The organism is Neorhizobium huautlense, from assembly GCF_030811685.1.
Classification (GTDB): domain Bacteria; phylum Pseudomonadota; class Alphaproteobacteria; order Rhizobiales; family Rhizobiaceae; genus Neorhizobium; species Neorhizobium huautlense_A.
This window is the reverse complement of the sequence record NZ_JAUSRF010000001.1, coordinates 116,304-141,784: the sequence shown is the minus strand read 5'-3', so window position 1 is coordinate 141,784 and position 25,481 is coordinate 116,304. Positions and strand designations below refer to the sequence as shown.

Here is a 25,481-nt window from a genome sequence, read left to right as displayed (position 1 = left end):
ACATCCGATCAGATTGCGATTGCGGATAATAATACGTCAAGCGCTGCTTTGCACAGCTGTTCATTTATCCAATCATTCCATCGGAATCTGTTCTTAATACGACGGAAATGTCGGAATTTAGCGGTCTCATGACCGGTGTGCGGCTTTCCAGCGGTTTCACCGCCTGCCCGCAGGGGCCGGCAGCGCAGTCACGCTGCCGGAAAGTGGCATTAACCACCAAAAATGGTTCGGAAAATATCGACGCCGCGATCCTTGAAGGCGACGTCGCCCGGCTTCGAGCCCGGGCCGATGACAACCACCTTGGCGCCGACGGCGGCGCGGGCATAAAGATGCTCGACATCCTTGTTCATTAGGCGAATGCAGCCCGACGACAGATTGAGGCCGATCGACCACGGCTGGTTGGTGCCGTGAATGCGGAAGATCGTGTCGCGGCCACCCTTGTAGAGATACATGGCGCGTGCGCCGAGCGGGTTGTCCGGGCCACCCTTCATGGTGACCGGCAGCTTGATGCCACGGCGGGCTTCGCGGGCGCGCATTTCGGCCGGCGGCGTCCATGTTGGCCACTCGGCCTTGCGGCCGATCTTCACTTCGCCCGACCAGCCAAAACCTTCGCGGCCGACACCGATACCGTAACGGGTGGCGCGATTGTTGCCCTCGACGAGGTAGAGGAACTTGTTGTTGGTATCGACGATGATGGTGCCCGGCGCTTCATTGGTGGCGAAACGCACCATGCGGCGCTTGAACTTTTCCGGCACCGGCTTGTTGCGCACCGAAGGCGCAACGTCACTTGCCGTCGTCTGCGGCTGACGCGATTGCGCGCTAACCTGCGTGGCCGGCAGCGCCAGCGACATGCTCAAACCCATCGCCGCGATGGCGAACAACATTTTACCCGACTTCATCGAGGCCCCCTTCACAAATAAAAAAGCCGGGACAAAATGTCCCGGCATACTGGCTTCGGCAAGATCAGGCATGACGAATGTGAGCAACCGGACAGCATTATACGCATGCCATCGTGTCTATCTTGTCACATTCTTCCGGGCAAAATACCGGTTTACATACCGTCAATCAGATGATCGCGATCAGATCACGATGACGCGGGTGCCGACCTTCACGCGCTCATAAAGATCGGTGACGTCCTCGTTGCGCATGCGGATGCAGCCGGACGAGACGGCGCTGCCGATCGTCCAGGGCGCATTGGTGCCGTGGATGCGGTAAAGCGTCGAGCCGAGATACATGGCGCGGGCACCCATCGGATTTTCCGGACCGCCTTCCATGCGCGCCGGCAGGTAATGGCCCTTGGCGGCTTCACGGCTGATCATTTCCTGCGGCGGGGTCCATGTCGGCCATTCGGCCTTGCGGGTCACCTTGTGCTCGCCGGCCCATTCAAAACCCGGCTTGCCGACACCGACGCCGTATCGCATCGCCTGGCCGTTGCCCTCGACGAGGTAGAGGAAGCGGTTATTGGTGTCGATGACGATGGTGCCAGCCGGATATTGGGTTTCGTAGGATACGCTCTGCGGCAGGAATTGCGGCTCGATCCTGCCCTGGATCACCGGCGCATTGGGGCGGCGCATGGCCACCTGTTGTGCACCCTGCGGCGGCCGGGCCGGACGCGCGGCACGCGAAGGCGCCGGCGGGAACAGATATTGGCGGGTCTGCTGGCTGCGGCGCTGTTGTGCCTGCGGCTGGTAATATTGCGGCCGTGGTGCGGCCTGGCGTGGACCGGCATTCCGGGGGGCTTCACCCAGCTGCATCAGCCACGGCGCCGTCAGGTCCGGACTGACCACGACCGGCGGGCGCTGGCGGTAACGGTCCTGCGCGCTTGCCGGTGTCATGGAGAGTGTCGTGGCAAGGCCGAGGGCGACAAGCCCGAAGATTTTTGCGGAATGCAGGCTGTTTTTCATCGTCATCGGCTCCAACGCTCTTACTTGTCCGATTGCGGGAATTTTCATCCGCGGCCGGCTTTGAACTCGTGGAAACCTTGGGTCCAATTCACAAGCGAATGGTAAATGTGGTGTCGGTGGAATGCCGTGCTTTGCATAAACCTTTCGGCAGGGTTACCGGGTGGTTGGAAGACGTGGTTGACGTGTTATGAATGCCGCGGCCATGGCGTTAACGGGCAGGAAAATCAGGCATGACGGGTATTATCGAAGGCGAAGACGGCAAATTCCGCTGCGCATGGCATGGCGGTCTGGAAGATTACCGCCGTTACCACGATGAGGAATGGGGACACCCGGTCACCGACGATTTTCGCCTGTTTGAAAAAATCTGCCTGGAAGGATTTCAGTCGGGCCTGTCCTGGCTGACCATCCTGCGCAAGCGCGAGAATTTTCGCGCAGCCTTTGCCGGTTTCGATTTCGAGAAGGTGGCCGTTTTCGGCGAGGATGATATCGCCCGCTGCGTGGCCGACGCCGGTATCATCCGCCACCGTGGAAAGATCGTGTCGACCATCAACAATGCCCGTCGTGCGATCGTGCTTCGCGATGAATTCGGTTCGCTTGCCAGGTTTTTCTGGTCTTACGAACCGCAGGCCCACGAGCGTCCGCTGGTGATGGATCACGAAACCCTGCGCGCAAATCCGACCACCCCTGTTTCCACACGCCTGTCAAAAGACCTGAAAAAGCGCGGCTGGACCTTTGTCGGTCCAACGACGGTCTATGCCTTCATGCAGGCGATGGGCATGGTCAACGATCATCTCGACGGCTGTTTCTGCCAGCCGGAAATCGATCGTCTGCGAAAAGATTTCAGGCGCCCGTGATCTCTTCGAGAATCTTGGGCAGTTCACCGAGATGGGTGATCTGGCGGAAACGCGGCGCATCCGTTGGTGGCTCCACCTGCTCCAGAACCCATGTCAGTTCGTGCGGCACGAACACGCCGTAAGCACCGGCGGCAATGGCCGGCACGATATCCGATTTCAGCGAATTGCCGATCATCATCGCCCGTTCCGGCCCGTCCGCCAAGCGTGAAAACACCCGGCGATAGGTGGTGGCGGTCTTTTCCGAAACGATCTCCACCGCATCGAAAAAATCGCCAAGGCCGGATTGCGCCAGTTTCCGTTCCTGATCAAAGAGGTCACCTTTGGTGATCAGCACCAGCATGTAATGACCCGACAGCGCCTCCAGCACCTCGCGCACATGCGGCAGGGTTTCCACCGGGTGTCGCAGCATCTCGCGGCCGACATCGAGGATCTCGCCGATCACGCGTGCCTCGACCTTGCCGTCGGTCACCTCGATTGCCGTCTCGATCATCGACAGCATGAAACCTTTTATGCCATAGCCGTAAAAATCGAGATTGCGCTTTTCCGCCGCAAGCAGCTTGTCCGAAACGACATCGTGCTCGGCAAATTCTTTCAGCAGGCCGGTAAAATGGCTTTCGGTGGTACGAAAGAACTGTTCGTTCTGCCACAGCGTATCATCGGCATCGAAGCCGATGGCCGTGATGGGGCGCATCGTCATGACAAAAATCCTCCAGCCGGAATATGGACAGAGGTTTGTTCTCCGGCAAGACGGAAAGATCTTGCGATAAAGGGGCGGAGTTTCGATGCTCCGCCCCGACTGTGCTGCTGTTACTTGGCGTGCGCCTTCAGCCATGCCCTCATGTCGGCGATTTCGGCCGTCTGCGCCGCGATCACCGCTTCCGCCAGTTTGCGGATTTCCGGGTCCTTGCCGTATTCGAGCTGAACCTTGGCCATGGCGATCGCGCCCTCATGATGCGGGATCATGCCCGCCACGAAATCCACATCGGCATCACCGGTGAACTCGATCGCCATGTCCTTGTGCATGGTGTCGTTGGCCTGCGTGAACGCGAGCGAAGAGGGGGCTTTCGCCGCTTCGCCCTGCGGCACCATCGTTGCGTGATGGGCGCTGTGATCCGTCTTGTGATCCTGTGCGGCAAGCGGCGTGGCGGTGATGAGTGCGACAGCCATGCAGGCGCCAAGAAGTTTCGGAGACATGGTCTTTCCTTCCGTGTCCAAGAATAGGTTTTGAATTCGAATGGAATGTCGAAATCAGGCTCGGGGAGGAGGATCGTTCAGATCAGGCCCATGCGACACCATTGCCGGTGCAGGTTCGGGCGCCGGGTAGGAAAAAGCGAGACGGCTCAGGGGCTGGAAGATGATTTCGGGCACGATGACCAGACACGCTGCGCAAAACGGCGTGACGCAACCTTCGCCGCCATGCGGGCAGGGTTTCGAGGTGTGGCCGGAATGGTCCGAATGATCCATCGCCATCGCCGGCATGTCATGATTGCCATGGTCATGCGCCATGGCCGCCATCTCCATCGACGGCACGGCACCCGTCGGTGCGGCCCATGCGGGCATGGCCGCGTAAAGCAGGCAGGCAATGGTCATCAATGTCGCGGCGAAGCGGTTCATGACCGTCAACCTATCCACGGATTGTGGCGAGGCAATCCACGTTATTGCGATCAGACGGAAAATCGCGACAAGGCGGATGCGGCAATCACATCATGCACGACCTGATAGTCCCGGCTTTCTTCGCCAAACGGCGCGACGGGCCACGACCAGGATTGCGCGGCAGGCGGCGGCGTGATGCCATGCAGAAGGTCGGTGTCTTCCAGCACGGCGCCGCTACGATCGCTGACGCGGTAGCGGGTATCCGTCAGCAATGCCACCGTGCAGGGCAGGGCGGCAAGACCGTTGAGATGTGCCGCAATCAGTTTTGGCACAACCTCGGCCGCATCCCCGCTCTCTTCCGCCTCCAGCCTGCGCGTCGCGCCGACGCCGATCTGCGACAGGATGTTGGCGGAGACGACGAGATCGAGATACGGCACCTGCCGCAGAAAACCGAGCGGTTCCGGCTTCCGCCCAGCCAGCACATCATCGAAACCGGACAGATCGCGCGAAATCAGCCGCACATTGCGCAGCCTCCTAGCCCGCAGCCGAACGCTGGCCAGATGCACGAGATCGACCAGTACAACGGTATCGAACGCTTTAGACAGAAACTCTACCGGCACATCACGCAACAGGCCGGAGCCAAGCACCACGGCGGTGCGCCTCTCTCTCATGCCGGAGACGGTTTTCCGTACAAAATTCTGGCACTGCGCTTCATGCGCCGCCCAATCCTTCGCGCAACGCCCCGCGCGCGCCCACAGGTTGACGGAGGAGCGGATATACGGGCGGAATGGCGCGGGCGTGACGGGGAGGGTGGCGATGTATTGCAGGGCTTCTAGGATCATGGATTAGCGGTAGGCCTGTTTACGGTGATCGATCTCGACAACGAGAACGACAAACCGCCTATCCTGTATGTCGCAGATGATGCGGTAAGCACCGACCTTGTAGCGCCAGTAACCGCCCAGCACATGTCCCTTGAGTGCTTGGCCGAGTTCGCGGGGATTTGCGTGTGTCGCAAGCCGTTCATCCAAAAACTGTCTGATGCGCTTGCGAATGACGGGATCGAGGTGTTTCGCCTGTTTTTGTGCGTGTGTGGAGTATTCAATCGTCCATGCCACGCCAGAACTCCTCGGAGCTGATGATCTGATCTTCTCCCGTGCGAATCCGCTCCATCGCCGCTTCCGCCAGCGCGATGTCGTGCAGATCCTCCAGATGCTGCTCGATGACTTCGAGCATATAGGCATCCGGTGCCGCGCCCTTTTCGGCCGCGTAACCTTCCACGAGCTTCAGCATCTCATCCGGCATTTCGATCGTGACACGCTTGTTCATGGCAATGATCCCTTCAAGGTCGTCATTCTATACCATCGCGCGACACTCTTCGCCAGCGCTCGCCCTTGCCGCCCAAGGCTTCATCCTCTAAGAAACCGCACAATAATCCGGCCTTTCACCGAGGCCCGCAGGCAATGGATATGCGATCATGAGCGACAAGCAAAAAAAGCCCCAGAAACTCAAAGCCCGCCTGCCGCGCGGTTTTGTCGATCGCTCGGCTGCCGATATCCATGCCACCAACGAGATGACGGCAAAGATCCGTGAAGTTTACGAGCGTTACGGTTTCGATCCGGTGGAAACACCGCTGTTCGAATATACCGATGCGCTCGGCAAATTCCTGCCCGACAGCGACCGCCCCAACGAAGGCGTGTTTTCGCTGCAGGACGATGACGACCAGTGGATGTCGCTGCGTTACGATCTGACCGCGCCGCTTGCCCGCCACGTGGCTGAAAATTTCAACGAGATCCAGCTGCCGTTCCGCACCTATCGCGCCGGTTATGTTTTCCGTAACGAAAAGCCGGGTCCGGGCCGTTTCCGCCAGTTCATGCAGTTCGATGCCGATACCGTTGGTGCACCGGGCGTGCAGGCCGATGCCGAAATGTGCATGATGATGGCCGACACGATGGAAGCGCTCGGCATCAAGCGCGGTGACTATGTGATCCGGGTGAACAACCGCAAGGTTCTCGATGGGGTTCTCGAGGCGATAGGTCTTGGCGGCGATGAAAAAGTCGGTCAACGGCTCACGGTGCTGCGGGCAATTGATAAGCTCGATAAGTTCGGCATTGAGGGTGTAAAGCTCCTGCTCGGCGAAGGCCGTAAGGATGAGTCCGGCGACTTCACCAAGGGGGCGGGGCTTGAACAAAAGCAAATTGATTTGGTTGCAGGCTTGTTCCTGAAGGCGAACGATAGCGTATCGACTACTCAGGTCCAAGCGTCAGAAATGGTCCGACAGTCGATGAACTTGCCAATGCAAGGCGTCCTCGGAGGAAGCATGCAAAATGAGACATACCTGAACGGTATGGATGACCTGCTTACTCTAGAGAAATTGGTCAAAGCTGCTGGTTATGGGCCGGAGCGCATATTCATCGACAGATCTGTTGTCCGCGGCCTCGAATATTACACTGGAATGGTCTACGAAGCCGAACTCACTTTCGACGTCACCAATGAAAAGGGCGAAAAAGTCGTCTTCGGCTCGGTCGGAGGTGGTGGCCGTTATGATGGTCTGGTGTCGCGTTTCATGGGCCAGCCGGTTCCGGCCACGGGCTTTTCCATCGGCGTCTCGCGCCTGATGACGGCGCTCAAGAATCTCGGCAAATTGGGGCAGGATGACGTTGTCGCTCCGGTTCTCGTCACCGTCATGGATGGCGATGTCGAGAGCATGGGCCGTTACCAGCGGTTCACGCAGGCACTGCGTGCCGAGGGCATCCGCGCCGAAATGTACCAGGGCAACTGGAAGAAATTCGGCAACCAGCTGAAATATGCCGATCGTCGCGGCTGCCCGATCGCCATCATTCAGGGTGGTGACGAGCGCGAAACCGGCGTCGTGCAGATCAAGGACCTGATTGAGGGCAAGCGCCTGTCGGGCGAAATCGAGGACAACGCCTCCTGGCGCGAAGCCCGTGTGGCGCAGGAAACTGTTGCCGAGGCCGAACTGGTCGCCAAGGTGAAGGAAATCCTGGCCGCGCAGGCGGAAGATCGCAGGCGGGGCAAGGATGGTTGATTTGGCTGTCTCGGCCGACAATTACCCCCCTCTGCCCTGCCGGGCATCTCCCCCTCAAGGGGGGAGATCGGCTGGGCGCACCCGTCGCTTTCCATATGCTGTCGTCCTGCCTCTCGGCGCGAGATCGGCAAGTGGCCGGCGCGGCATTCTCCCTTCAATCTCCCCCCTTGAGGGGGAGATGTCACGAAGTGACAGAGGGGGGTATTCTCCGGAGACCTATACGATATGCCTCTGATCAACATGCCCGAATTTTCAGGCACCCTGCTCGATGAATTTGCCGCCCGTGGCACGGCGCGCATCGATACGCCCGTCATCCAGCCGGCAGCCCCGTTTCTCGACATGGCGGGCGAAGACCTGCGTCGCCGCATCTTTCTCACCGAAAGTGAAACCGGCGAGAGCCTGTGCTTGCGCCCGGAATTCACCATTCCCGTCTGCCTGCGCCATATCGAAAACGCTACCGGCACGCCGCGCCGTTACGGTTATCTCGGCGAAGTGTTCCGCCAGCGCCGCGAGGGTGACAACGAGTTTTATCAGGCCGGTATCGAGGATCTCGGTGAAACCGCCGTCGCGACCGCCGATGCGCGTGCCGTCAACGATGCCGCGCAGATCCTTGCCAACCTCATTCCCGGCCGCAAGCTGGATGTGACGCTGGGTGATCAGGCGGTGTTTGAGGCGGTGGTGAAGGCGCTGGGGCTTCCCGGCGGCTGGCAGAAGCGGCTGATCCAGTCCTTTGGCAACAACGCGCATCTGCGGCAATTGCTGATGACGCTGGCAAGCCCACAAGCCCCCTCCGGCCTGTCGCCTGAGCTTTCCGCCTTGTTGGCCAAGGATGATGCGGCTCTGATTGCCCATATCGACCAGACCATGCAGGACACCGGCTATTCCACCAATGCCAGCCGCTCGCCGCGAGAAATCGCAGCAAGGCTGAAGGAAAAGCAGTCGCTGACGCAAACCCGGCTGGATGGCTCGGCGCTGGCGCTGCTCACCGAATTCCTGTCCTTGGAAATGCCGCTGTCGCAGGCACCCGTAGCCCTTGCCGGTTTTGCCGATGCGGCGGGGCTGGCACTGGGTAGCGCCATCGTTACCTTCGAGGCACGGGCTAGCGCGATGGAAGAGCTCGGGATGGATCTCGACAAGGTCACCTACCGCGCAGCCTTCGGGCGCCCGCTCGATTATTACACCGGCCTCGTGTTCGAGGTCAGCCGCGACAATGCCGTGCTTGCCGGTGGAGGCCGTTTCGACCGGCTGATGACACTGCTCGGAGCGAACGAGGATATTCCGGCCGTGGGCTTTTCGCTCTGGCTCGACCGGATCGAACAGGCGAGGGCGCGCTGATGTCCATCATAACAATCGCACTGCCTTCCAAGGGCCGCATGAAGGAAGATGCGTCGGCGATCTTCGAGCGCGCCGGCCTGCCCATTGTTGCCGTCGGCAATGAACGGTCCTATCGTGGCAAGGTCGAAGGTCACGATGATATCGAGATCGCCTTTCTGTCTGCTTCGGAGATTGCCCGCGAGATCGGTGCCGGTACGGTCGATTTCGGCGTCACCGGTGAGGATCTCATCCGCGAAGGCCTGATCGATGCCGACGCCAAGATGGAGATCGCCGCCCGCCTCGGTTTCGGCCATGCGGATGTGGTTGTCGCCGTGCCGGAAATCTGGCTCGATGTCGATACGATGGCCGATCTGGGCGATGTCGCTGCCGATTTCCGTGCCCGCCATGGGCGCCGGTTGCAGATCGCCACAAAATACTGGCGGCTGACGCAGCAGCATTTTTCCTCGCAACACGGCATCCAGCTTTATCGCATCGTCGAAAGCCTCGGCGCTACCGAAGGCGCACCGGCCGCGGGGCAGGCGGATATCATCGTCGATATCACCTCCACCGGTTCGACGCTGAAGGCCAACCACCTGAAGATCCTGTCGGACGGCGTGATCCTGAAGTCGGAAGCATGCCTCGTTCGCGCCCGCAAGAGCGAGCACGAGACGGATGCGCGGGTGAAAAAGATCGTGGAAGCGGTTCGCTCTGCGCTTTGATGGTGTCTCTGTAATGGCTGGCGAAGACGCCAATATCATCGATCTTTACGAGCGGCACGCGCTGGGTTTCGATAAACTGCGCGGCCGCACGCTGTTCGAAAAACCGTGGCTGGATCGTTTTCGCGCGCTGGTGCCGCCACGTGGCCATGTGCTCGATCTCGGCTGCGGCAGTGCCGAGCCGATCGCCTCCACCCTGATCCGGGATGGTTTTCGCCTGACAGGCGTCGATTCCTCGCAAACGCTGATCGGCCTCGCCCGCGAGCGTTTTCCGGGCGTCGCCTGGTATGTCGAAGACATGCGGAAGTTTTACATTCCAACCAAGTTCGACGGCATCGTCGCCTGGCACAGCTTTTTCCATCTCAACCCGGACGACCAGCGGGAAATGTTTCGCCGGTTTGCGGTGATGACGGCGCCGGGCGCGGCGCTGATGTTCACGACCGGCCATTTTGAAGGCGTGGCGATGGGCGAATTCGGCGGCGAACCGCTCTATCATGCCTCGCTCTCGGCGCGGGAATATGCGGAACTCCTGGGCAAGAACCGGTTCGAACTGGTAGGCCACACCGCGCAGGACCCGCAATGTGGTGGCGCGACAGTCTGGCTGGCGCGCCGGCGAAGCAACTGAAACAACAAATTTCAAAACAAATGCCCGCCGGATGACGATCCGGCGGGCTTATCTGTTCGGGCAGGGAATAGGGGAATATTACCCGGCGATTGCGACAGAACGACGGCGGGCATCGATCGAATAGAGGCCTGGGCCGAATGTGGCGAGCAGGATATAGGCGCCGGCCAGCGTAAAGTTCTTCTGCAGCATGATGCCGTTGAGCGCATTGATCCAGCCAAGTGCTGCATCCGGCCAGCCGGGAACGGCAACCGTGCCCGAGTGGAAGACGGCACCGGTGAAGACGCAGAACAGCGCAAGCGCCCAGCCGACGATACGGATCTGGAAACCAACGAGAACGGCGAGGCCGGTCACGAATTCGAACAGGCCGGCGAGATAGGCAAGTGCTGTCGCAGCCGGAAGGCCGGCACCCGAAATCATACCGGCAGTGCCGGACGGATCGGTCAGCTTGCCGAAGCCGGCGGTGATGAAGATGTAGGACAGAAGAATACGGGCAACCAGAATGATGATGTTGCCGGTCTGGGTATTGGCGGACATTTTTAGGCTCTCCGGATTGCGGCCATTGCGGCGGCGTTTGTTTGTCTGGAGCCATATGTGCGCCATCTTAGCCGTCTCCGATAGATGAACGAATGTTGACGGATTGTCGTCTATTAATGAACGCTACATCGCGAGCAGATGTTTCCTGAATGGAACCTTCATCCGCGGTTCAGAGTTCAAGCCCCACTTTGGTCTCATCGAAACACCCAAAGCGAAGAAACTGCGCCGGGAAGGAGAATATCCATGAAAAAGATCATCATCAGCGCTCTCGCCCTTTTGACCGTCACCTTTGCCGCCGTGCCGATGGCGCAGGCCCAGAGCTATCGCAGCGAGGCGCGTGAATCGCGTCAGGAATATCGCATTCACCGCAGCGCCCGCCGTGGCGATCTTACGCCGCGCGAATATCGCCAGCTGCAGCGCCAACAGCATCGTATCGATCGTGCCAAGCGCGCTGCTGCCCGCGACGGCCACATTTCGCGCGCGGAGCGCCGCAAGATCGAACGCATGCAGGACCGCGCCAGCCGCAATATCTACCGCAAGAGCAATAATGGCCGCGGTTATTATTAAGCCGAGCTATGATGCATGACATGCCGCCCGGTTCGCAAAAGGACCGGGCGGTTTTTTGTTGGGTGGAGCGCCGGGATCAGTCGTTGAAGAGTTTGCGCCCGCTCCAGCCCACCGCATCCTCCAGCCTGTTGGCATCGATGTGTTCCAGCGGTACGAAACGCGATTTGCCATCCTGCATCACCAGTACGCCCTTGTAGTTGCGCAGGCCGGTGACTGTTTCGCAGGGCAATGCCTCGCCGGTTTTCAGCGCCAGTGCCTCGCGGCACTGCATATCCTCGTCCGTCATCGCCCGGCCAAACAGGTTAGCGCCCGTCCAGCCGATGGCAAACCACAGGGCGACGAGAGCAATTCGACCCAAAACCCCGAGCGGCAGAAACAGCGGCCCGCAATACAGCACGATTGCCGCCATCAGTACCGCGGCAAAGCCATGGCCACCAAAGGCGAGCCAAGCGGGCAGGGTGAACAGGGCAGGGGCGACGAATAGCGTGATCAGCATTTTGTCGAGGTCACGCAGCCCATGGAACACGTGACCCGGTGCCTGCCGCCCGCTATCCGCTTCCGGCACCACAGTTTTCACGGAAAGCTGGTCCCAAAGCAGCAGGAAAAACAGGGCGAGCCCGAGCCGCTTCAACGACAGCCAGCTGACCACCGCGCTTTCAACAAGCGTGTCCCGGTTCTCCGGGAGGGGACGCAGAGACCCGATAATGCCGACATGCATGCCGGCCACGAAAGCGAGCGCGCACAAAAATACCAGCCATAGGGCAAACCGCGAGGGTATTGTCCGCTTCACAGTCTGTTCTGCCGCTGTCATGTTGTTCTTGCCCCGGAGATGATGGCGCTTGCCGGCATGGTCAAAACATAATCCTGCCGATTTGCCCGACCGCTTTGATCACCGATTGCGGTTCGAGTTCTTCTGTCGGTACGAAGGTCGAGCCCGTTTCACTGCGGATCAGCAGACCGTCATAAAGCCCGAGTTTCTGAACGGATGTGCAGGCAAGGTTTTCGCCGTTTTGCAGCACGATCCGTGCGCCGGGGCGACAGGTTTCATCGATGTCGCGAAAACGGCGGGCCACATCGTCGGAAACCAGTGTGCCGGCCATTACCCAGGCAACGCCTAGAACCGCGCAGCCGGCGATCCCCCTGTTGATGAGAAGCGCACCGCCAAACATCAGCAGGCCGACGCCGGAGAAAAATTTGGGAAGCAGCATCTCGGCGCCAAGCAGCAGCGGCAGCCCGAAGATGCAAACGCCGATGATGATGGCGGCGTGTCGCCTGTCCAGGCGCGAAAACCGTTTTCGCGTTGCATCCATCAGGCTCGCCAACGATCGAAAGGCGGGAGAACCGGCAAGGGTCAAGGTCGTGAACAAGATGAAAATGACAAAACCGGCGCCGCGAAAGACGCGCGTGCTGAACGGTGCATTGGAAAGCATCGCGGCCATGTTGTCCGGCCACGGATCGGCGATTGCGGCGATCTGACCGAGGTGGATGCCACAGAGATAGAGGAAAAAACATCCGACGATGAACAGCAGCGACGGCCATCCGCCTTGCGCGATTTTCGCCTGATCGGCATTTTCCATGAGGTTTCTGTCCCGTTCTCGCCCGACGCGAATTTAGGGCATGAACCGGCAGGCACAACCGTGCAGCCAATGAAAACCTGCTGGTATTATTACCCTTTTTCCAGATGAAACATCCTGTCGGGAATGGACTTGCCTCCTGTCGCCGGTTTCCACGCAAGGGCGTGACATTGCGCCCCGGTTGAAACCGGCTACCATCCGGCTCGAACGATCACGGGAGCGTTTTGTCCGCATGGGTGTCATGAGCGTCATGAGCAGATCCCTGTTTCTGGCCGGCAGTGCGTTGCTGATCCTCGCAGGCTCCTGCCGTCTGGCCGCGGCAGCGGAAGCGGATGCACTGCCCGAGAAGACGGAATGCCTTTACGAACGTTCCGGCGGCCCCACGCCGCTCTGCATAGGCCGAACAACCTTCAATGCCGATCTCTGCCGCGCAATCGAGCATTTTGCTCTCACTCATGATGTGCCCCCCGCTTTTTTTGCCCGCCTGATCTGGCGCGAAAGCCTGTTCAGGCCGGAAGCCGTCAGTCCGAAAGGGGCGGAAGGCATCGCCCAGTTCATGCCCGGCACGGCGCGCATGCGCGGCCTTTCCAACAGTTTTGACGTGATCGAGGCGCTGGATGCATCGGCAAAATATCTTGGCGAGATGAAAACCCGTTTCGGCAATTTCGGTTATGCAGCCGCCGCCTATAATGCCGGTGAAACCGGCCTTGCGCGGTTTCTTTCCAACAAGCGCCTGCCCATCGAAACCCGTGATTACGTTTTTGCCATCACCGGCGCCACAATCGAGATGTGGCGGGACAAGCCGCCTGAAACGGCCGCGCCGGCACTGGATGAAAAACGCCCCTTCCTCGAGGCCTGCACGGTGCTGGCGGATACACGGCGGATGAACGAACCGGTGTTTGCCGGCTCCGCCGACTGGGCGCCATGGGGCGTTCAGCTCGCCGCCCATTACCGCCCGGCCGTGGTCGACCGCCTGTTCACCCGCGCCATCCTGCAACTGCCGGCGCCGCTCAATGCCGAGCGGGCGCTTATCGTACGCCAGCGCGGCGGCAATTTTGGTTATCGCCCGCGTTACGCCGCAAGGATCGGTCGCGAGACCCGCGAGGAGGCGAACAGGCTGTGTGCGGCGATCAGGGCGGCGGCGGTGCCATGCACGGTGTTCAGGAACCGGTAGTCACTCCCGGTCGGGCCTAGCGAAGAGGAAACAGGAGAATGGCCCGCTCCTGCGTGGCCGCGACAAACGAGGTTTCATCAATGCTCGTGACGGGCAGGTAGATGGATTCGTTCGGGGTATGGAACAGCAGGATTTTGTAGTGCTGGAAGGCGTCAACCGTTTCGCAGGTTAACATCTCTCCCGATGTCAGCTTGATCTGCGCATCCGGCTTGCAGGGCAGTGAGACATCTTTGGCTTCACTGAAATAGTCGGAGCCGATCCAGCCTGTGGCGAACCACAGCACGACAAGGCTGATACGCCCGGCAATGCCGATATTCAGCAGCAGCGGCTTGGTGAAAATCAGCAGGAAACCGAGGAAAAGCGCGCCCGTCGCGGCCAGACCCAATATCGCCCAGATCGGAAAGGTCAGGGCGGCAACGATGATGATGGCACCGGCCGGAATTCGGTCACCGGCGCGAAGCCGCGCAAAATGCCAGCGAAAATACTGGGCCGGCGTTTCATGTGTCGGCCCCGCTGCCAGCCACTGAAAACCGACGATAAACACCGATGCGGACAGAAACCAGAAAAAACTCTGCCAGTTGAAGACGACCTGACCAAACGTTTCCCATGTGTTTTCCGGCAGGGGCGGGGAGGGCGGGATGATCTGTCCGGCATGCACGCCAAGCACGGCTGCCGCCACCGACGCAATCGAAACCCAAATTGGCCCGCGCGCCGTGTCTTCCGATGGATCCGCAGTCGCGGTGCTGGCCATGAACAAGTCCCGTCATCTTTTGCCCGCTGTATAAACTAATGCATTGTTTTGGCGGGACAATGTTCATAACCGGGAATGGCGGTTTTTACCGTCGGCACACCACGAAAAAGGGCGGCCTTGCGACCGCCCTTTCCGTAACCTGACCCGGTTGGCTCAGATGTGCAGGCTTTCGCCTATCACATCATGTCCATACCGCCCATGCCGCCCATGCCGCCAGGCATGCCGGCCGGAGCGTCCTTCTTCGGCAGCTCGGCGATCATGGCTTCGGTGGTGATCAGCAGCGAAGCAACCGAAGCTGCGTTCTGCAGAGCCGTGCGAACAACCTTGACCGGGTCGACGATGCCCATGGCGATCATGTCGCCATATTCAGACGTCTGGGCGTTGTAGCCGTAGTTGTCTTCGTTCTTCTCGAGGATCTTGCCGACCACGATCGAAGCTTCGTCACCAGCGTTTTCAGAGATCTGGCGAACCAGAGCCTGCAGAGCGCGGCGAACGATGTTCACACCAGCTTCCTGGTCGTCGTTCGCACCCTTGACGGTGATCTTGGAAGCAGAACGGAGCAGGGCAACGCCGCCGCCCGGTACGATGCCTTCCTGAACAGCAGCGCGCGTTGCGTTCAGAGCGTCGTCGATGCGGTCCTTGCGTTCCTTGACTTCGATTTCGGTCGAGCCGCCAACGCGGATGACGGCAACGCCACCAGCCAGCTTTGCCAGACGTTCCTGCAGCTTTTCGCGGTCGTAGTCCGAAGTGGTTTCTTCGATCTGCGCCTTGATCTGGGCTACGCGGCCTTCGATGTCAGCCTTCTGGCCGGCGCCGTCGACGATCGTCGTGTTTTCCTTGGAGATCGAAACCTTCTTGGAACGGCCGAGCATGTCGAGGGTGACGTTTTCGAGCTTGATGCCGAGGTCTTCGGAAATGACGGTGCCGCCCGTGAGGATGGCGATGTCTTCCAGCATGGCCTTGCGGCGATCGCCGAAGCCCGGAGCCTTGACGGCAGCGATCTTCAGGCCGCCACGCAGCTTGTTGACGACGAGCGTTGCAAGAGCTTCGCCTTCGACGTCTTCAGCGATGATGACGAGCGGCTTGCCGGTCTGCACGACGGCTTCGAGAACCGGCAGCATGGCCTGGAGGTTCGAGAGCTTCTTTTCGTGCAGGAGGATGAATGCGTCTTCGAGGTCCGCGATCATCTTTTCCGGGTTGGTCACGAAGTAGGGCGACAGGTAGCCGCGGTCGAACTGCATGCCTTCGACGACTTCGAGTTCGGTTTCAGCGGTCTTGGCTTCTTCGACGGTGATAACGCCTTCGTTGCCAACCTTCTGCATGGCTTCAGCAATGTCGTTACCGACCTGCGTGTCGCCGTTTGCGGAGATCGTGCCGACCTGGGCAACTTCAGCCGAGGTGGAGATCTTCTTTGCCTTGGCCTGCAGGTCCTTGACGACTTCTGCAACAGCGAGGTCGATACCGCGCTTCAGGTCCATCGGGTTCATGCCGGCAGCAACAGCCTTTGCACCTTCGCGAACGATCGCGCGGGCCAGAACGGTTGCCGTCGTGGTGCCGTCACCGGCAATGTCGTTGGTCTTCGAAGCAACTTCGCGGACCATCTGGGCGCCCATGTTTTCGAACTTGTCTTCCAGTTCGATTTCCTTGGCGACCGATACACCGTCCTTGGTGATGCGCGGAGCGCCGAAGGACTTGTCGATAACGACGTTACGACCCTTCGGGCCAAGCGTTACCTGCACTGCGTCAGCGAGGATGTCGACGCCGCGCAGCATCTTTTCGCGCGCAGAGCGGCCGAATTTTACTTCTTTAGCTGCCATTTTGAGAACTCCCGGAGCTTTAGCTCAATGGTGATTTCTGATTATCGGATGGAAAAGATCGGCTAAAATCAGCCGATGATGCCCATGATGTCGGATTCCTTCATGATCAGAAGGTCGACGCCATCGAGCTTGACTTCGGTGCCCGACCACTTGCCGAACAGAACGCGGTCGCCAACCTTGACGTCGAGAGCAACGAGCGTGCCCTTGTCGTCGCGTGCGCCCGGACCAACAGCGATGATTTCGCCTTCAGCCGGCTTTTCCTTGGCGGTGTCAGGGATGATGATGCCACCCTTGGTCTTTTCTTCAGACTCGACGCGCTTGACGACAACGCGATCGTGCAGGGGGCGGAAAGTTGTGCTTGCCATTGTCTAATCCCTCGATCAAATGACATGGACGGGCCGTTAAGGCCCGCGTGATGGGTGTTAGCACTCTCCTAATGTGAGTGCCAGCGCAACCGAGATAAGACCGGGTCTACCTCGAGTCAAGGAAGACCCGTAAAATTTCGCCACATGGCTTCAGGGCATGCCAAACAGCGTTAACGGCGCAGGTCTAACGCCGCTTTGCGTTTGTCAGGCGCCGCAATGCAGCTTTGGCAGGAGCGATTGGAAAACAGCGTCGGCATTTGCCGAAACCTTTGCCCGGTCGGCCTCGGTCGCCGTTGCCCTCAAGGTCAACACTTTGCCACCGTTATACAAAACGTACTTGCGCTGGGCCTTGGCAAGAACCTTGTTGTCGAGCACGTAACCGATGGAAGGTCCCTCGACAAATGTCTTTGCGGTGCAGTCCGGTCCATTTTTCTGGCAGTTCTTGGTCAGGCTTTCAGATGTCAGTGTGCCGTCTCTCAAGCCTTGTTCCCTGTCATCGCCCGCGCCAATGAAAATGGAAATGGTGCGAATGTCCTGGCAGTCGACACATGAAATCTGGGCGGCGCCATCGTCCATGTAGTCGACGGTAAATCCTTCACCCATGATGGCCGGATCAAGCTGAAAATCACGAAGACTGGTTGAGCAGAAGCCGGAATTGGCCTCTGCCTGCGCGGCTCCGAGCGCCAGAAAAAGAGAGAAACTCAAGGCTGCTTTTGTAGATCTGCGCATATTTGTTCTTATCCGAATGTGTTTTGAAGCCACCAATACTGGCTCTATGACAGTAACTGCCGTGCCTGAACAGCGGCTATGGGATGTGCCCAGAACAGGTCACAACCAACAAACTCCGTCATATGGTCTTAACATGACGTTTTTAGGAGCATGCTATCCGGCCATAGTGTCGCAGGGTGAGGAGACGACATGACGGTTATCGATGGCGCCGACAGGCAGGATGGCGCCCAGCCCACGCTTTCCGAACTGACCGCTGTGTTTGCGCGCATCGGATGCTTGAGTTTTGGTGGTCCGGCCGGGCAGATCGGCATGATGCATCGCAGCCTTGTCGAGGAAAAACGCTGGATCTCGGAAGAGCGTTTTCTGCATGCGCTGAATTACTGCATGCTTCTGCCGGGGCCGGAAGCGCAGCAGCTCGCCACCTATATCGGCTGGCTGGTCGGCGGCATAAGAGGCGGTATCATTGCCGGTATGCTGTTCATCCTGCCGGGCCTGTTCGTCATGATCGGCCTGTCGGCGGCATATGCGGTCTTTGAGGATACGGCTTGGCTGGACGGCCTGTTTTTTGGTCTCAAGGCGGCGGTGCTGGTGATTGTCGTCGAAGCGGTGATCCGGCTCGGGCGCAAGACGCTGCAAACCGGTTTTCTGCGCGTCATTGCGGCCCTGGCCTTTTTCGCCCTGTTCTTTTTCGGTCTGCCGTTTCCGCTGGTCGTGCTCGGCGCCGGCCTTGCCGGTCTCGCGGCGGCAAAAATGGGCGATACGCCGGATCTGCCACTCGCCCGAACCGCTGACCTGCCAAAGAAGCGCACGCCTTTGCGGGCGATAGGCTCGCTGCTCCTCTGGATCGCCATCTGGCAGGCGCCGCTGTTTCTGCTCTGGGCGCTTTCCGCGCCCGAAAGTCTTGCCGCGATGTTTTCGTTCTTCTCGCGCATGGCGCTGGTCACCTTTGGCGGGGCCTATGCGGTGCTGGCCTATGTGGCACAGGTGGCGGTGGAGGACTACGCTTGGCTGCACCCCGGTGAGATGGTGGATGGGCTGGCGCTTGCCGAATCCACGCCTGGCCCACTCGTTCTCGTCCTTTCTTTTGTCGGGTTTCTGGTCGGTTTTCGTGAAGCGTCGGGCTTGGGCGTCATTGCCGGAGGTGCGCTGGGGGCAGTGCTGGTGGCATGGGCCACTTTCGTGCCCAGCTTCATTTTTATCTTCGCCGGTGCACCTTTCATCGAACGGCTGCGCGGCAATGCCGTCATGTCAGCGGCACTGTCGGCCATCACGGCGGCGGTGGTTGGCGTCATCCTCAATCTGGCGCTTTGGTTCGGTCTGCACGTTCTTTTCACCGAGGTCGCAAAATTTTCGGTCGTGCCGTCGCTTGGCCTCATCGTGTCCGTACCGGTTTTTTCCAGCATCGACCCCGCTGCCGTTGCGCTCTTCATCGTGTCTGCCGTGTTGTTGTTCCGCTTCCGGCTGGGATTGGTGCCGGTGCTCTGTTTCTGCGCGATCGCTGGTCTCGCGCTGCGGCTGTCGGGCTTGGTCTGATACGCAACCCTGCATGTGACGCCGAAGTGAAATATCGGACGCAAACCGCAAATGCCCTTGCCATCGTCATTGTGCTTTGCGACATGAACGCCTGATTTTTCCAAAAAAGAACGGACAGACAGGCATGACACAGCGTATCCAGAGCTTAAGCGAAGTGACCGGCGCTTATGACGTCGTTCTCTCCGATGTCTGGGGTGTCGTGCATAACGGCGTCGAAGCCTTTCCGCAGTCCTGCGAGGCGCTTGCCAGAGCCAGCAAAGCCGGCGCAACCGTCGTCCTCATCACCAATTCGCCACGCCGTTCGGCCGACGTCATCATCCAGATGCGCGCCCTGAATGTTGCCGACGAAACCTATGACCGCATCGTCACGTCAGGCGATGTCACGCGAAAACTGATCGCTGAAGGCCCGAAAAAGGTTTTTCTGCTCGGACCCGAGCGCGACATGAACCTGCTTGATGATCTCGGCGTCACCGTCACCTCTGCGGAAGAGGCGGAAAGCATCGTCTGCACCGGCTTTTTCGATGACGAAAAGGAAGTGCCGGAAGATTATACCGACATGCTGAAGGCATGGGTGGCGCGCGATCTGCCGTTCATCTGCGCCAATCCGGACCTGATCGTCGAGCGCGGCCACAAGATGATCCCCTGCGCCGGTGCCGTTGCCGCCTATTACGAACAGCTCGGCGGCAAGAGCCGGATTGCCGGCAAGCCGCACCACCCGATCTACGAAGCGGCAATCGCCGAGGCGCAAGCGGTGCGCGGCCCTGTCGAGCGTTCGAAAATCCTCGCGATCGGCGACGGCATGCCGACGGATGTGCGCGGTGCGCTTTCACAAGAACTCGACCTGCTCTATATCAGCGGCGGTATCCATGCTGCCGAATACACGGTGGGCGGCCAGACGGACGAAGCGATCCTGAAGGCCTGGCTCACCGCTCAAAATGCCACGCCAAAATTCTGGATGCCACGGCTGGCCTGAACGGAATGTTTGCGCAATGACCGTCTTCCATCGCAATGAGAAAAAAGACCCGCTGCCCGAAAACCTGAAGGGCGGCGTGATTGCCATCGGCAATTTCGATGGTGTGCATCGCGGCCATCGCAGCGTGCTGGAACGGGCGCTGGAACTTGCGAAAAAGCGCGGCGTGCCGGCGCTGGTGCTGACCTTCGAGCCGCATCCCCGCACGGTCTTCAATCCCGGCGCACCTGTCTGCCGCCTGACGGCCGCACCCTTGAAGGCGCGCATTCTGGAAGCCATGGGGTTTTCCGCCGTGATCGAATATCCGTTCGACAAGGAATTTGCCGGCCGGTCGGCGGAAGAATTTATTCAGACCATCCTGATCGACTGGCTGGGGGCGAGAGCCGTCGTGACCGGTTTCGACTTTCATTTCGGCAAGGGCCGCGAGGGTGGTCCGGCCTTCCTGATGGCGTCTGGCGAACGTCACGGTTTTTCCGTTTCGCTGGTCGATGCGTTTCGGGATGAAAATGCCGAGGTGGTTTCCTCCAGCCGCATCCGCGAACTGATTGCTGAAGGCGATATGGTCGGCGCCGCCGGTCTGCTCGGTTATCGGTATACGGTGGAAGCCGAAGTGATCGACGGCCAGAAACTCGGCCGTCAGATCGGTTTCCCGACCGCCAACATGTCTCTGCCGGGCGAGGCGGAACTGCGCAACGGGATTTATGCCGTGCGTTTCCGCCGCCCCAATGGCGAACTCTATGATGGTGTCGCCAGCTATGGTCGCCGCCCGACCGTCACCGACAATGGTGTTGCCCTTCTAGAAACCTATCTCTTCGATTTTTCCGGCGATCTTTATGGCGAAGTCTGCGCCGTTTCCTTTTTCGGTTTCCTGCGTGATGAGGCGAAATTCGACGGACTGGAACCGCTAATCGCCCAGATCAAGCGAGACGAGGAAGAGGCGAGGGCGCTATTGTCCGGTGTCCAGCCGCTCGGTCCGGTGGATATGGACATCGCTTTCGCGCAGACTGCGACAAACGGAGAATAACCATGGCCACAACCCCACGTCGCCCGGCAAACCCGAAGGATGCCGCTGAAGCCCTGTTTGCGCCGGTGAAGAAAGTGGCGGCTCCTGCCGTGGAAAAACGTGCTCCTCCGGCGGTGAAGGAACAGATTACGATCAAGCTCGACAGCGCCGTGATCGAATATTTTCAGGAAGATGGCCCCGGCTGGCAGGATCGCATCAACGATGCGCTGCGCGCGGTGATGGTGGAAAACCCGAAGGATTAAGCTTTTACAACGGCCTTAGTGGAAAGAGAGCCGGATCGTCTGTCCACGGATCGAATACAGCTGCACCGGAATTCAGGACATCTTTCGTATTTCGCGTGACGAGATAAAGCTCATGTTCAATCGCGGTCGCGGCGAGAAGCGTATCGATAACCGCCGGCGCATTGCGCGTCGCCAGTTTGACCCGCCCGGTGATCTTTCCCCAGCGTCGAACGATCCTATCCGAAACCGATAGCGTGCGTCCGGCAAAACGGGCCTCAAGGCCATCGCGCGCAACGGTGTAGCGATAACGGTTCGCATCGTCTGGCGGCAGGTTTTCGATACCCTTGTCATACTCAGCCAAGGCCAGGACGCTGATGAACAGGCGCGCCTCCGACTGTTCTGCGGCCCAATTCTTCGCCGAGGGCGCACCATTCGGATTCATCAGCGCGGAAAGGACATTGGTATCGAGAAGCCAACCGTTCACAATTCTATATCCCGCCCACGGTCGTCATCGCGTGAGATATCCAACGCATGGAGGCCGAGGCTTTCCATGAATTCGACAAAAGGTTTTTCAGGCGCAGGCCGGGTCAGTTTGGCCAGTTCTTCCGTGCTGATCACCACGACACTGTCTTGTCCGCGCACCGTCACATGCTGCGGACCCTCGTTGCGGGCCCGTCTTACGACTTCGCTAAAGCGTGCTTTGGCGTCTTCAAGCTTCCAGATGTTATCCTGAGCACCGGATTTTGCATGCATTGGAACCTCCAACTGGTCAGATAGTCAGAATTATTCGCCAGAGAATAAAAAAAGTCGAGAAGGAATATTGCTTTCTTCCTTTCCGCCATAAAACCCCGTAATACCGCCGTCATGACATATTTTCGGTCGGCCCAGATCAGGATGATCATACGAATTATCGGCCCGGCTTTCCGCGCGCTGTAAGAGCGGCCGGAAGGTCCGGGATTTTGGCGTTTCCAACGCGCCGCCGCCACCGACATTTTCCCGCACGCGCCCCTCTGCCGGCGCCAAGAGACGATTGCCCAAAATGACCGATAACACCGAAAAGCTCGACTATTCGAAAACCCTCTATCTGCCCGAAACCGAATTCCCGATGCGCGCAGGCCTGCCGCAGAAGGAGCCGGAAACCGTTGCCCGCTGGCGCGAGATGGACCTTTACAAGAAGCTGCGCGCCTCGGCCGCCGGCCGCGAAAAGTTCGTGCTGCACGATGGCCCGCCCTATGCCAACGGCAACATCCATATCGGCCACGCGCTCAACAAGATCCTGAAGGACGTCATCACCCGCTCGTTCCAGATGCGCGGTTATGACTCGAACTACGTTCCGGGCTGGGATTGCCACGGCCTGCCGATCGAGTGGAAGATCGAGGAAGAAAATTATCGCGCCAAGGGCAAGGCCAAGCCGGACCTGAAGCAGCCGGACGCGATGATCGAATTCCGCAAAGAATGCCGTGCCTATGCTGAAAAGTGGATCAAGGTCCAGGCGGAAGAATTCAAGCGCCTCGGTATCGTCGGCGATTTCGACAATCCGTATCTGACGATGAATTTTCACGCGGAAAGCCGCATCGCCGGCGAACTGCTGAAGATCGCCATGAGCGGCCAGCTCTATCGCGGTTCGAAGCCGATCATGTGGTCGGTTGTCGAGCGCACGGCACTGGCCGAGGCCGAGGTTGAGTACCACGATTACGAGAGCGACACGATCTGGGTGAAGTTCCCGGTGGCTAGAACGGGATGGGAAGAGGTCGTCAAAGTCGATTCAGAAGGTCGGCAGTTCGCGGTTGATGCTTCAGGGGATCGGATAAGTACCGAAGTTTCCCATAATGCTACGGCGGATAAAATAGCTGAAGAGATCATTGAGTGGCACAATGATCTAAAATCCGCATCCATTGTCATTTGGACAACTACTCCGTGGACGATCCCAGGTAATAGAGCTATTGCTTACTCCCATAGGCTTTCCTATGGTTTGTACAAAGTCATTCATGCGGAAAACCCATACGGCCCGCAATCTGGTGAAAAGCTTATCGTTGCTAAAAACACGGTAGGCGAGTGTGAAAGCAAGGCTAAAGTCAAACTTGAGTTGCTCCGACCGCTAGAGGTAGGAGACCTGCAAGCCATCATCTGCGAGCATCCACTAAAAGGATTGGGTGATGGCTATCTGTTTCCCGTTCATCTAATCGATGGTGATCACGTTACGGATGATACGGGTACTGGGTTTGTTCACACTGCACCAAGTCATGGACGAGAAGACTACGATGCATGGATCCGTGCACATTTTTCGATAGCAACCCACATTCTTGGAACTGCCGATCGCAATTTTGACCGTGCAAGCCATCACGCTGAAATCCAAGACATTGAGAAAAGAATCCCGTTCCCGGTCGATGATAGCGGCACCTACACCGCCGATGCCCCCGGTTTCGAGGGCGGCCGCGTTATGGATGACAACGGCAAGAAGGGCGATGCCAATGATCGCGTCATCAAGGCGCTGATCGAGCGCAACGCGCTATTTGCCCGTGGTCGCCTGAAACACCAGTATCCGCATTCCTGGCGCTCCAAGAAGCCGATCATCTTCCGCAACACGCCGCAGTGGTTCGTCTATATGGACAAGGACCTCAAGGATGGCACGACGCTGCGCACCCGTGCGCTGAAGGCGATCGACGATACCCGCTTTGTGCCAGCCAGCGGCCAGAACCGCCTGCGCGCCATGATCGAGCAGCGCCCGGACTGGGTGCTTTCGCGCCAGCGCGCCTGGGGCGTTCCGATCTGCGTGTTTGCCGATGAAGACGGCAATGTCCTGCAGGATGAAGCTGTCAACAAGCGCATCCTCGAAGCCTTCGATGCCGAAGGTGCGGACGCATGGTTTGCTGCCGACGCCAAGGACCGTTTCCTCGGCTCGGACCACGACCACACCAAGTGGACCCAGGTCATGGACATCCTCGATGTCTGGTTCGACAGTGGTTCCACCCACACGTTTACGCTGGAAGACCGCCCGGACCTGAAATGGCCGGCCGACGTTTATCTCGAAGGCTCCGACCAGCATCGCGGCTGGTTCCATTCCTCGCTGCTGGAATCGGCAGCCACCCGCGGCCGCGCACCTTACGACACGGTCGTCACCCATGGTTTCACCATGGATGAAAAGGGCCAGAAGATGTCGAAGTCGCTCGGCAACGTCGTGTCTCCGCAGGACGTGATGAAGGATTCGGGCGCCGATATCCTGCGCCTGTGGGTCATGACGACGGATTACTGGGACGACCAGCGCCTCGGCAAGACGATCATCCAGACGAACGTCGATGCCTATCGCAAGCTGCGCAACACCATCCGCTGGATGCTCGGCACGCTGGCGCATGACGAAGGCGAAGAGATCGCCTACTCCGAACTGCCGGAACTAGAAAAGCTGATGCTGCATCGCCTGTCCGAACTGGATAAGCTGGTGCGCGAAGGTTATGACGCATTCGAATTCAAGAAGATCGCTCGCGCGCTGATCGATTTCTCCAATATCGAACTGTCGGCCTTCTATTTCGATATCCGCAAGGACGCGCTGTATTGCGACGCTCCGTCGTCGCTGCGCCGCCGCGCGGCGCTTGCCGTCATCCGCAAGATCTTCGAATGCACGGTGACGTGGCTCGCTCCGATGCTGCCCTTCACCACCGAAGAGGCATGGCTCTCCCTTAAAGCTGATGCGGTGTCTGTTCACCTCGAACAGTTCCCCGATGTTCCGGCCGAGTGGAAAAACGACGCCGTTGCCGAAAAGTGGGCAAAGATCCGCAAGGTCCGTTCGGTTGTCACCGGCGCGCTCGAAATCGAGCGCAAGGACAAGCGTATCGGTTCGTCGCTGGAGGCGGCTCCGGTGGTATACGTTGCCGATGCCGAATTGTTGAAGGCGCTGGAAGGTCTCGAATTCGAGGAAACCTGCATCACCTCGGCCATCACGATCACGTCAGGCGAAGGCCCGGAAGCGGCCTTCCGCCTACCGGAAGTGACGGGCGTATCGGTTGAACCGGAGCTTGCGGAAGGCACCAAATGCGCCCGCTCGTGGCGGGTGACGACGGATGTCGGCTCGGATGCGACTTATCCGGACGTTTCGGCACGCGATGCCGAGGCGCTGCATGAACTGGCCAAGCTCGGGCGGCTTGGTTGATGGTTAAAGATAACGGATGATTGCGC

The 25,481-nt window shown here is 59.2% G+C and carries 29 protein-coding genes; 12 read left to right on the top strand and 17 right to left on the bottom strand.

The genetic code is table 11. The features are described from left to right. Positions 1-209: 209 nt before the first annotated feature. Positions 210-899, bottom strand: a complete 690-nt coding sequence (locus tag J2T09_RS00595; protein ID WP_306829953.1) for a L,D-transpeptidase — start codon at positions 897-899, stop codon at positions 210-212. 180 nt (positions 900-1,079) lie between these two features. Continuing rightward, positions 1,080-1,904 carry a L,D-transpeptidase gene (locus tag J2T09_RS00590; RefSeq protein WP_306829950.1) on the bottom strand — a complete coding sequence of 275 codons (825 nt, stop codon included), beginning with the start codon at positions 1,902-1,904 and terminating at the stop codon, positions 1,080-1,082. Between the two features lie 230 nt (positions 1,905-2,134). Between J2T09_RS00590 and J2T09_RS00585 the strand changes: the two genes are divergently transcribed. Next, the gene (locus J2T09_RS00585; protein WP_306829947.1) at positions 2,135-2,758 is read left to right on the top strand and encodes a DNA-3-methyladenine glycosylase I; all 624 of its coding nucleotides are present in this window, start codon (positions 2,135-2,137) and stop codon (positions 2,756-2,758) included. Here J2T09_RS00585 and J2T09_RS00580 read toward each other — a convergent pair. From J2T09_RS00580 to relB, 6 genes are all read right to left on the bottom strand, one after another. Then, positions 2,745-3,455: an HAD family hydrolase gene (locus J2T09_RS00580; protein WP_306829945.1), complete on the bottom strand. Its 711-nt coding sequence runs from the start codon at positions 3,453-3,455 to the stop codon at positions 2,745-2,747. The genes J2T09_RS00585 and J2T09_RS00580 overlap by 14 nt on opposite strands. A 110-nt stretch (positions 3,456-3,565) precedes the next feature. Beyond that, positions 3,566-3,952, bottom strand: coding sequence for a CopM family metallochaperone (gene copM, locus J2T09_RS00575; RefSeq protein ID WP_306829942.1), 387 nt, complete (start codon positions 3,950-3,952; stop codon positions 3,566-3,568). Positions 3,953-4,006: 54 nt separating this feature from the next. Further along, positions 4,007-4,372, bottom strand: coding sequence for a hypothetical protein (locus J2T09_RS00570; RefSeq protein WP_306829940.1), 366 nt, complete (start codon positions 4,370-4,372; stop codon positions 4,007-4,009). 50 nt (positions 4,373-4,422) lie between these two features. Beyond that, a complete protein-coding gene (locus J2T09_RS00565) occupies positions 4,423-5,193 on the bottom strand; it encodes a hypothetical protein (protein WP_306829938.1) in 771 nt (256 codons plus the stop codon). Between the two features lie 3 nt (positions 5,194-5,196). Beyond that, positions 5,197-5,466, bottom strand: coding sequence for a type II toxin-antitoxin system RelE family toxin (locus J2T09_RS00560; RefSeq protein WP_306829936.1), 270 nt, complete (start codon positions 5,464-5,466; stop codon positions 5,197-5,199). Then, on the bottom strand, positions 5,450-5,677 hold the full coding sequence (relB, locus tag J2T09_RS00555; protein ID WP_306829933.1) for a type II toxin-antitoxin system RelB family antitoxin: 228 nt from the start codon (positions 5,675-5,677) through the stop codon (positions 5,450-5,452). The genes J2T09_RS00560 and relB overlap by 17 nt, the downstream gene beginning before the upstream one ends. Before the next feature lie 148 nt (positions 5,678-5,825). On the opposite strand from relB, the gene hisS reads away from it, so the two are divergent. From hisS to J2T09_RS00535, 4 genes are all read left to right on the top strand, one after another. After that, positions 5,826-7,397: a histidine--tRNA ligase gene (hisS, locus tag J2T09_RS00550; RefSeq protein WP_306829931.1), complete on the top strand. Its 1,572-nt coding sequence runs from the start codon at positions 5,826-5,828 to the stop codon at positions 7,395-7,397. A 225-nt stretch (positions 7,398-7,622) separates the two neighbouring features. Then, positions 7,623-8,732: an ATP phosphoribosyltransferase regulatory subunit gene (locus J2T09_RS00545; protein WP_306829929.1), complete on the top strand. Its 1,110-nt coding sequence runs from the start codon at positions 7,623-7,625 to the stop codon at positions 8,730-8,732. A gap of 5 nt (positions 8,733-8,737) precedes the next feature. Next, entirely contained in the window at positions 8,738-9,430 is a 693-nt protein-coding gene (gene hisG, locus J2T09_RS00540) for an ATP phosphoribosyltransferase (RefSeq protein ID WP_306830759.1), read from the top strand. A 13-nt stretch (positions 9,431-9,443) separates the two neighbouring features. Then, positions 9,444-10,052, top strand: coding sequence for a class I SAM-dependent methyltransferase (locus tag J2T09_RS00535; RefSeq protein WP_306829927.1), 609 nt, complete (start codon positions 9,444-9,446; stop codon positions 10,050-10,052). A 78-nt stretch (positions 10,053-10,130) separates the two neighbouring features. On the opposite strand, the gene J2T09_RS00530 is transcribed toward J2T09_RS00535, so the two are convergent. Continuing rightward, positions 10,131-10,586, bottom strand: coding sequence for a DoxX family protein (locus J2T09_RS00530; protein ID WP_306829923.1), 456 nt, complete (start codon positions 10,584-10,586; stop codon positions 10,131-10,133). A 243-nt stretch (positions 10,587-10,829) separates the two neighbouring features. Between J2T09_RS00530 and J2T09_RS00525 the strand changes: the two genes are divergently transcribed. Next, a complete protein-coding gene (locus tag J2T09_RS00525) occupies positions 10,830-11,153 on the top strand; it encodes a hypothetical protein (RefSeq protein WP_306829921.1) in 324 nt (107 codons plus the stop codon). A 76-nt stretch (positions 11,154-11,229) separates the two neighbouring features. On the opposite strand, the gene J2T09_RS00520 is transcribed toward J2T09_RS00525, so the two are convergent. Further along, positions 11,230-11,964 carry a hypothetical protein gene (locus tag J2T09_RS00520; protein WP_306829919.1) on the bottom strand — a complete coding sequence of 245 codons (735 nt, stop codon included), beginning with the start codon at positions 11,962-11,964 and terminating at the stop codon, positions 11,230-11,232. Between the two features lie 40 nt (positions 11,965-12,004). Beyond that, the gene (locus tag J2T09_RS00515) at positions 12,005-12,730 is read right to left on the bottom strand and encodes a hypothetical protein (RefSeq protein ID WP_306829917.1); all 726 of its coding nucleotides are present in this window, start codon (positions 12,728-12,730) and stop codon (positions 12,005-12,007) included. A 238-nt stretch (positions 12,731-12,968) separates the two neighbouring features. Here J2T09_RS00515 and J2T09_RS00510 point away from each other — a divergent pair, with 238 nt between their 5' ends. Beyond that, complete coding sequence (locus J2T09_RS00510; protein ID WP_306830757.1) at positions 12,969-13,901, top strand: lytic transglycosylase domain-containing protein; 933 nt, start codon at positions 12,969-12,971, stop codon at positions 13,899-13,901. Between the two features lie 16 nt (positions 13,902-13,917). Here J2T09_RS00510 and J2T09_RS00505 read toward each other — a convergent pair whose 3' ends face one another. The 4 genes from J2T09_RS00505 to J2T09_RS00490 form a co-directional block, all read right to left on the bottom strand. Continuing rightward, positions 13,918-14,652: a hypothetical protein gene (locus J2T09_RS00505; RefSeq protein ID WP_306829915.1), complete on the bottom strand. Its 735-nt coding sequence runs from the start codon at positions 14,650-14,652 to the stop codon at positions 13,918-13,920. 176 nt (positions 14,653-14,828) lie between these two features. After that, on the bottom strand, positions 14,829-16,469 hold the full coding sequence (gene groL / locus J2T09_RS00500; RefSeq protein ID WP_306829913.1) for a chaperonin GroEL: 1,641 nt from the start codon (positions 16,467-16,469) through the stop codon (positions 14,829-14,831). A gap of 68 nt (positions 16,470-16,537) precedes the next feature. Continuing rightward, the gene (gene groES, locus J2T09_RS00495; protein ID WP_306829911.1) at positions 16,538-16,834 is read right to left on the bottom strand and encodes a co-chaperone GroES; all 297 of its coding nucleotides are present in this window, start codon (positions 16,832-16,834) and stop codon (positions 16,538-16,540) included. A gap of 204 nt (positions 16,835-17,038) precedes the next feature. Further along, positions 17,039-17,539 carry a hypothetical protein gene (locus tag J2T09_RS00490; RefSeq protein ID WP_306829909.1) on the bottom strand — a complete coding sequence of 167 codons (501 nt, stop codon included), beginning with the start codon at positions 17,537-17,539 and terminating at the stop codon, positions 17,039-17,041. 213 nt (positions 17,540-17,752) lie between these two features. Between J2T09_RS00490 and chrA the strand changes: the two genes are divergently transcribed. The 4 genes from chrA to J2T09_RS00470 all read left to right on the top strand — a co-directional run bounded on the left by chrA (position 17,753) and on the right by J2T09_RS00470 (position 21,332). Continuing rightward, positions 17,753-19,096, top strand: coding sequence for a chromate efflux transporter (chrA, locus tag J2T09_RS00485; protein ID WP_306829907.1), 1,344 nt, complete (start codon positions 17,753-17,755; stop codon positions 19,094-19,096). 124 nt (positions 19,097-19,220) lie between these two features. Further along, positions 19,221-20,069, top strand: a complete 849-nt coding sequence (locus J2T09_RS00480) for a TIGR01459 family HAD-type hydrolase (protein ID WP_306829904.1) — start codon at positions 19,221-19,223, stop codon at positions 20,067-20,069. 16 nt (positions 20,070-20,085) lie between these two features. Continuing rightward, on the top strand, positions 20,086-21,090 hold the full coding sequence (locus tag J2T09_RS00475) for a bifunctional riboflavin kinase/FAD synthetase (protein WP_306829902.1): 1,005 nt from the start codon (positions 20,086-20,088) through the stop codon (positions 21,088-21,090). Between the two features lie 2 nt (positions 21,091-21,092). After that, a complete protein-coding gene (locus J2T09_RS00470) occupies positions 21,093-21,332 on the top strand; it encodes a BrnA antitoxin family protein (RefSeq protein WP_306829900.1) in 240 nt (79 codons plus the stop codon). Between the two features lie 4 nt (positions 21,333-21,336). On the opposite strand, the gene J2T09_RS00465 is transcribed toward J2T09_RS00470, so the two are convergent. Then, on the bottom strand, positions 21,337-21,795 hold the full coding sequence (locus J2T09_RS00465; RefSeq protein ID WP_306829898.1) for a type II toxin-antitoxin system VapC family toxin: 459 nt from the start codon (positions 21,793-21,795) through the stop codon (positions 21,337-21,339). Continuing rightward, positions 21,792-22,064, bottom strand: coding sequence for a type II toxin-antitoxin system prevent-host-death family antitoxin (locus J2T09_RS00460; RefSeq protein ID WP_306829896.1), 273 nt, complete (start codon positions 22,062-22,064; stop codon positions 21,792-21,794). The genes J2T09_RS00465 and J2T09_RS00460 overlap by 4 nt, the downstream gene beginning before the upstream one ends. A gap of 286 nt (positions 22,065-22,350) precedes the next feature. On the opposite strand from J2T09_RS00460, the gene ileS reads away from it, so the two are divergent. After that, positions 22,351-25,455: an isoleucine--tRNA ligase gene (ileS, locus tag J2T09_RS00455; RefSeq protein ID WP_306829894.1), complete on the top strand. Its 3,105-nt coding sequence runs from the start codon at positions 22,351-22,353 to the stop codon at positions 25,453-25,455. The last annotated feature ends 26 nt before the right edge of the window (positions 25,456-25,481 follow it).

Coding starts and splice junctions, on each gene's coding strand:
- J2T09_RS00460 (WP_306829896.1), bottom strand. CDS start 22,064: ATGCATGCAAAATCCGGTGCTCAGGATAACATCTGGAAGCTTGAAGAC.
- J2T09_RS00470 (WP_306829900.1), top strand. CDS start 21,093: ATGGCCACAACCCCACGTCGCCCGGCAAACCCGAAGGATGCCGCTGAA.
- J2T09_RS00520 (WP_306829919.1), bottom strand. CDS start 11,964: ATGACAGCGGCAGAACAGACTGTGAAGCGGACAATACCCTCGCGGTTT.
- J2T09_RS00530 (WP_306829923.1), bottom strand. CDS start 10,586: ATGTCCGCCAATACCCAGACCGGCAACATCATCATTCTGGTTGCCCGT.
- hisS (WP_306829931.1), top strand. CDS start 5,826: ATGAGCGACAAGCAAAAAAAGCCCCAGAAACTCAAAGCCCGCCTGCCG.
- J2T09_RS00475 (WP_306829902.1), top strand. CDS start 20,086: ATGACCGTCTTCCATCGCAATGAGAAAAAAGACCCGCTGCCCGAAAAC.
- J2T09_RS00565 (WP_306829938.1), bottom strand. CDS start 5,193: ATGATCCTAGAAGCCCTGCAATACATCGCCACCCTCCCCGTCACGCCC.
- J2T09_RS00545 (WP_306829929.1), top strand. CDS start 7,623: ATGCCTCTGATCAACATGCCCGAATTTTCAGGCACCCTGCTCGATGAA.
- J2T09_RS00510 (WP_306830757.1), top strand. CDS start 12,969: ATGAGCGTCATGAGCAGATCCCTGTTTCTGGCCGGCAGTGCGTTGCTG.
- J2T09_RS00595 (WP_306829953.1), bottom strand. CDS start 899: ATGAAGTCGGGTAAAATGTTGTTCGCCATCGCGGCGATGGGTTTGAGC.
- J2T09_RS00515 (WP_306829917.1), bottom strand. CDS start 12,730: ATGGAAAATGCCGATCAGGCGAAAATCGCGCAAGGCGGATGGCCGTCG.
- copM (WP_306829942.1), bottom strand. CDS start 3,952: ATGTCTCCGAAACTTCTTGGCGCCTGCATGGCTGTCGCACTCATCACC.
- J2T09_RS00570 (WP_306829940.1), bottom strand. CDS start 4,372: ATGAACCGCTTCGCCGCGACATTGATGACCATTGCCTGCCTGCTTTAC.
- J2T09_RS00535 (WP_306829927.1), top strand. CDS start 9,444: ATGGCTGGCGAAGACGCCAATATCATCGATCTTTACGAGCGGCACGCG.
- groES (WP_306829911.1), bottom strand. CDS start 16,834: ATGGCAAGCACAACTTTCCGCCCCCTGCACGATCGCGTTGTCGTCAAG.
- J2T09_RS00480 (WP_306829904.1), top strand. CDS start 19,221: ATGACACAGCGTATCCAGAGCTTAAGCGAAGTGACCGGCGCTTATGAC.
- relB (WP_306829933.1), bottom strand. CDS start 5,677: ATGAACAAGCGTGTCACGATCGAAATGCCGGATGAGATGCTGAAGCTC.
- J2T09_RS00585 (WP_306829947.1), top strand. CDS start 2,135: ATGACGGGTATTATCGAAGGCGAAGACGGCAAATTCCGCTGCGCATGG.
- J2T09_RS00505 (WP_306829915.1), bottom strand. CDS start 14,652: ATGGCCAGCACCGCGACTGCGGATCCATCGGAAGACACGGCGCGCGGG.
- chrA (WP_306829907.1), top strand. CDS start 17,753: ATGACGGTTATCGATGGCGCCGACAGGCAGGATGGCGCCCAGCCCACG.
- J2T09_RS00590 (WP_306829950.1), bottom strand. CDS start 1,904: ATGAAAAACAGCCTGCATTCCGCAAAAATCTTCGGGCTTGTCGCCCTC.
- J2T09_RS00580 (WP_306829945.1), bottom strand. CDS start 3,455: ATGACGATGCGCCCCATCACGGCCATCGGCTTCGATGCCGATGATACG.
- ileS (WP_306829894.1), top strand. CDS start 22,351: ATGACCGATAACACCGAAAAGCTCGACTATTCGAAAACCCTCTATCTG.
- J2T09_RS00525 (WP_306829921.1), top strand. CDS start 10,830: ATGAAAAAGATCATCATCAGCGCTCTCGCCCTTTTGACCGTCACCTTT.
- groL (WP_306829913.1), bottom strand. CDS start 16,469: ATGGCAGCTAAAGAAGTAAAATTCGGCCGCTCTGCGCGCGAAAAGATG.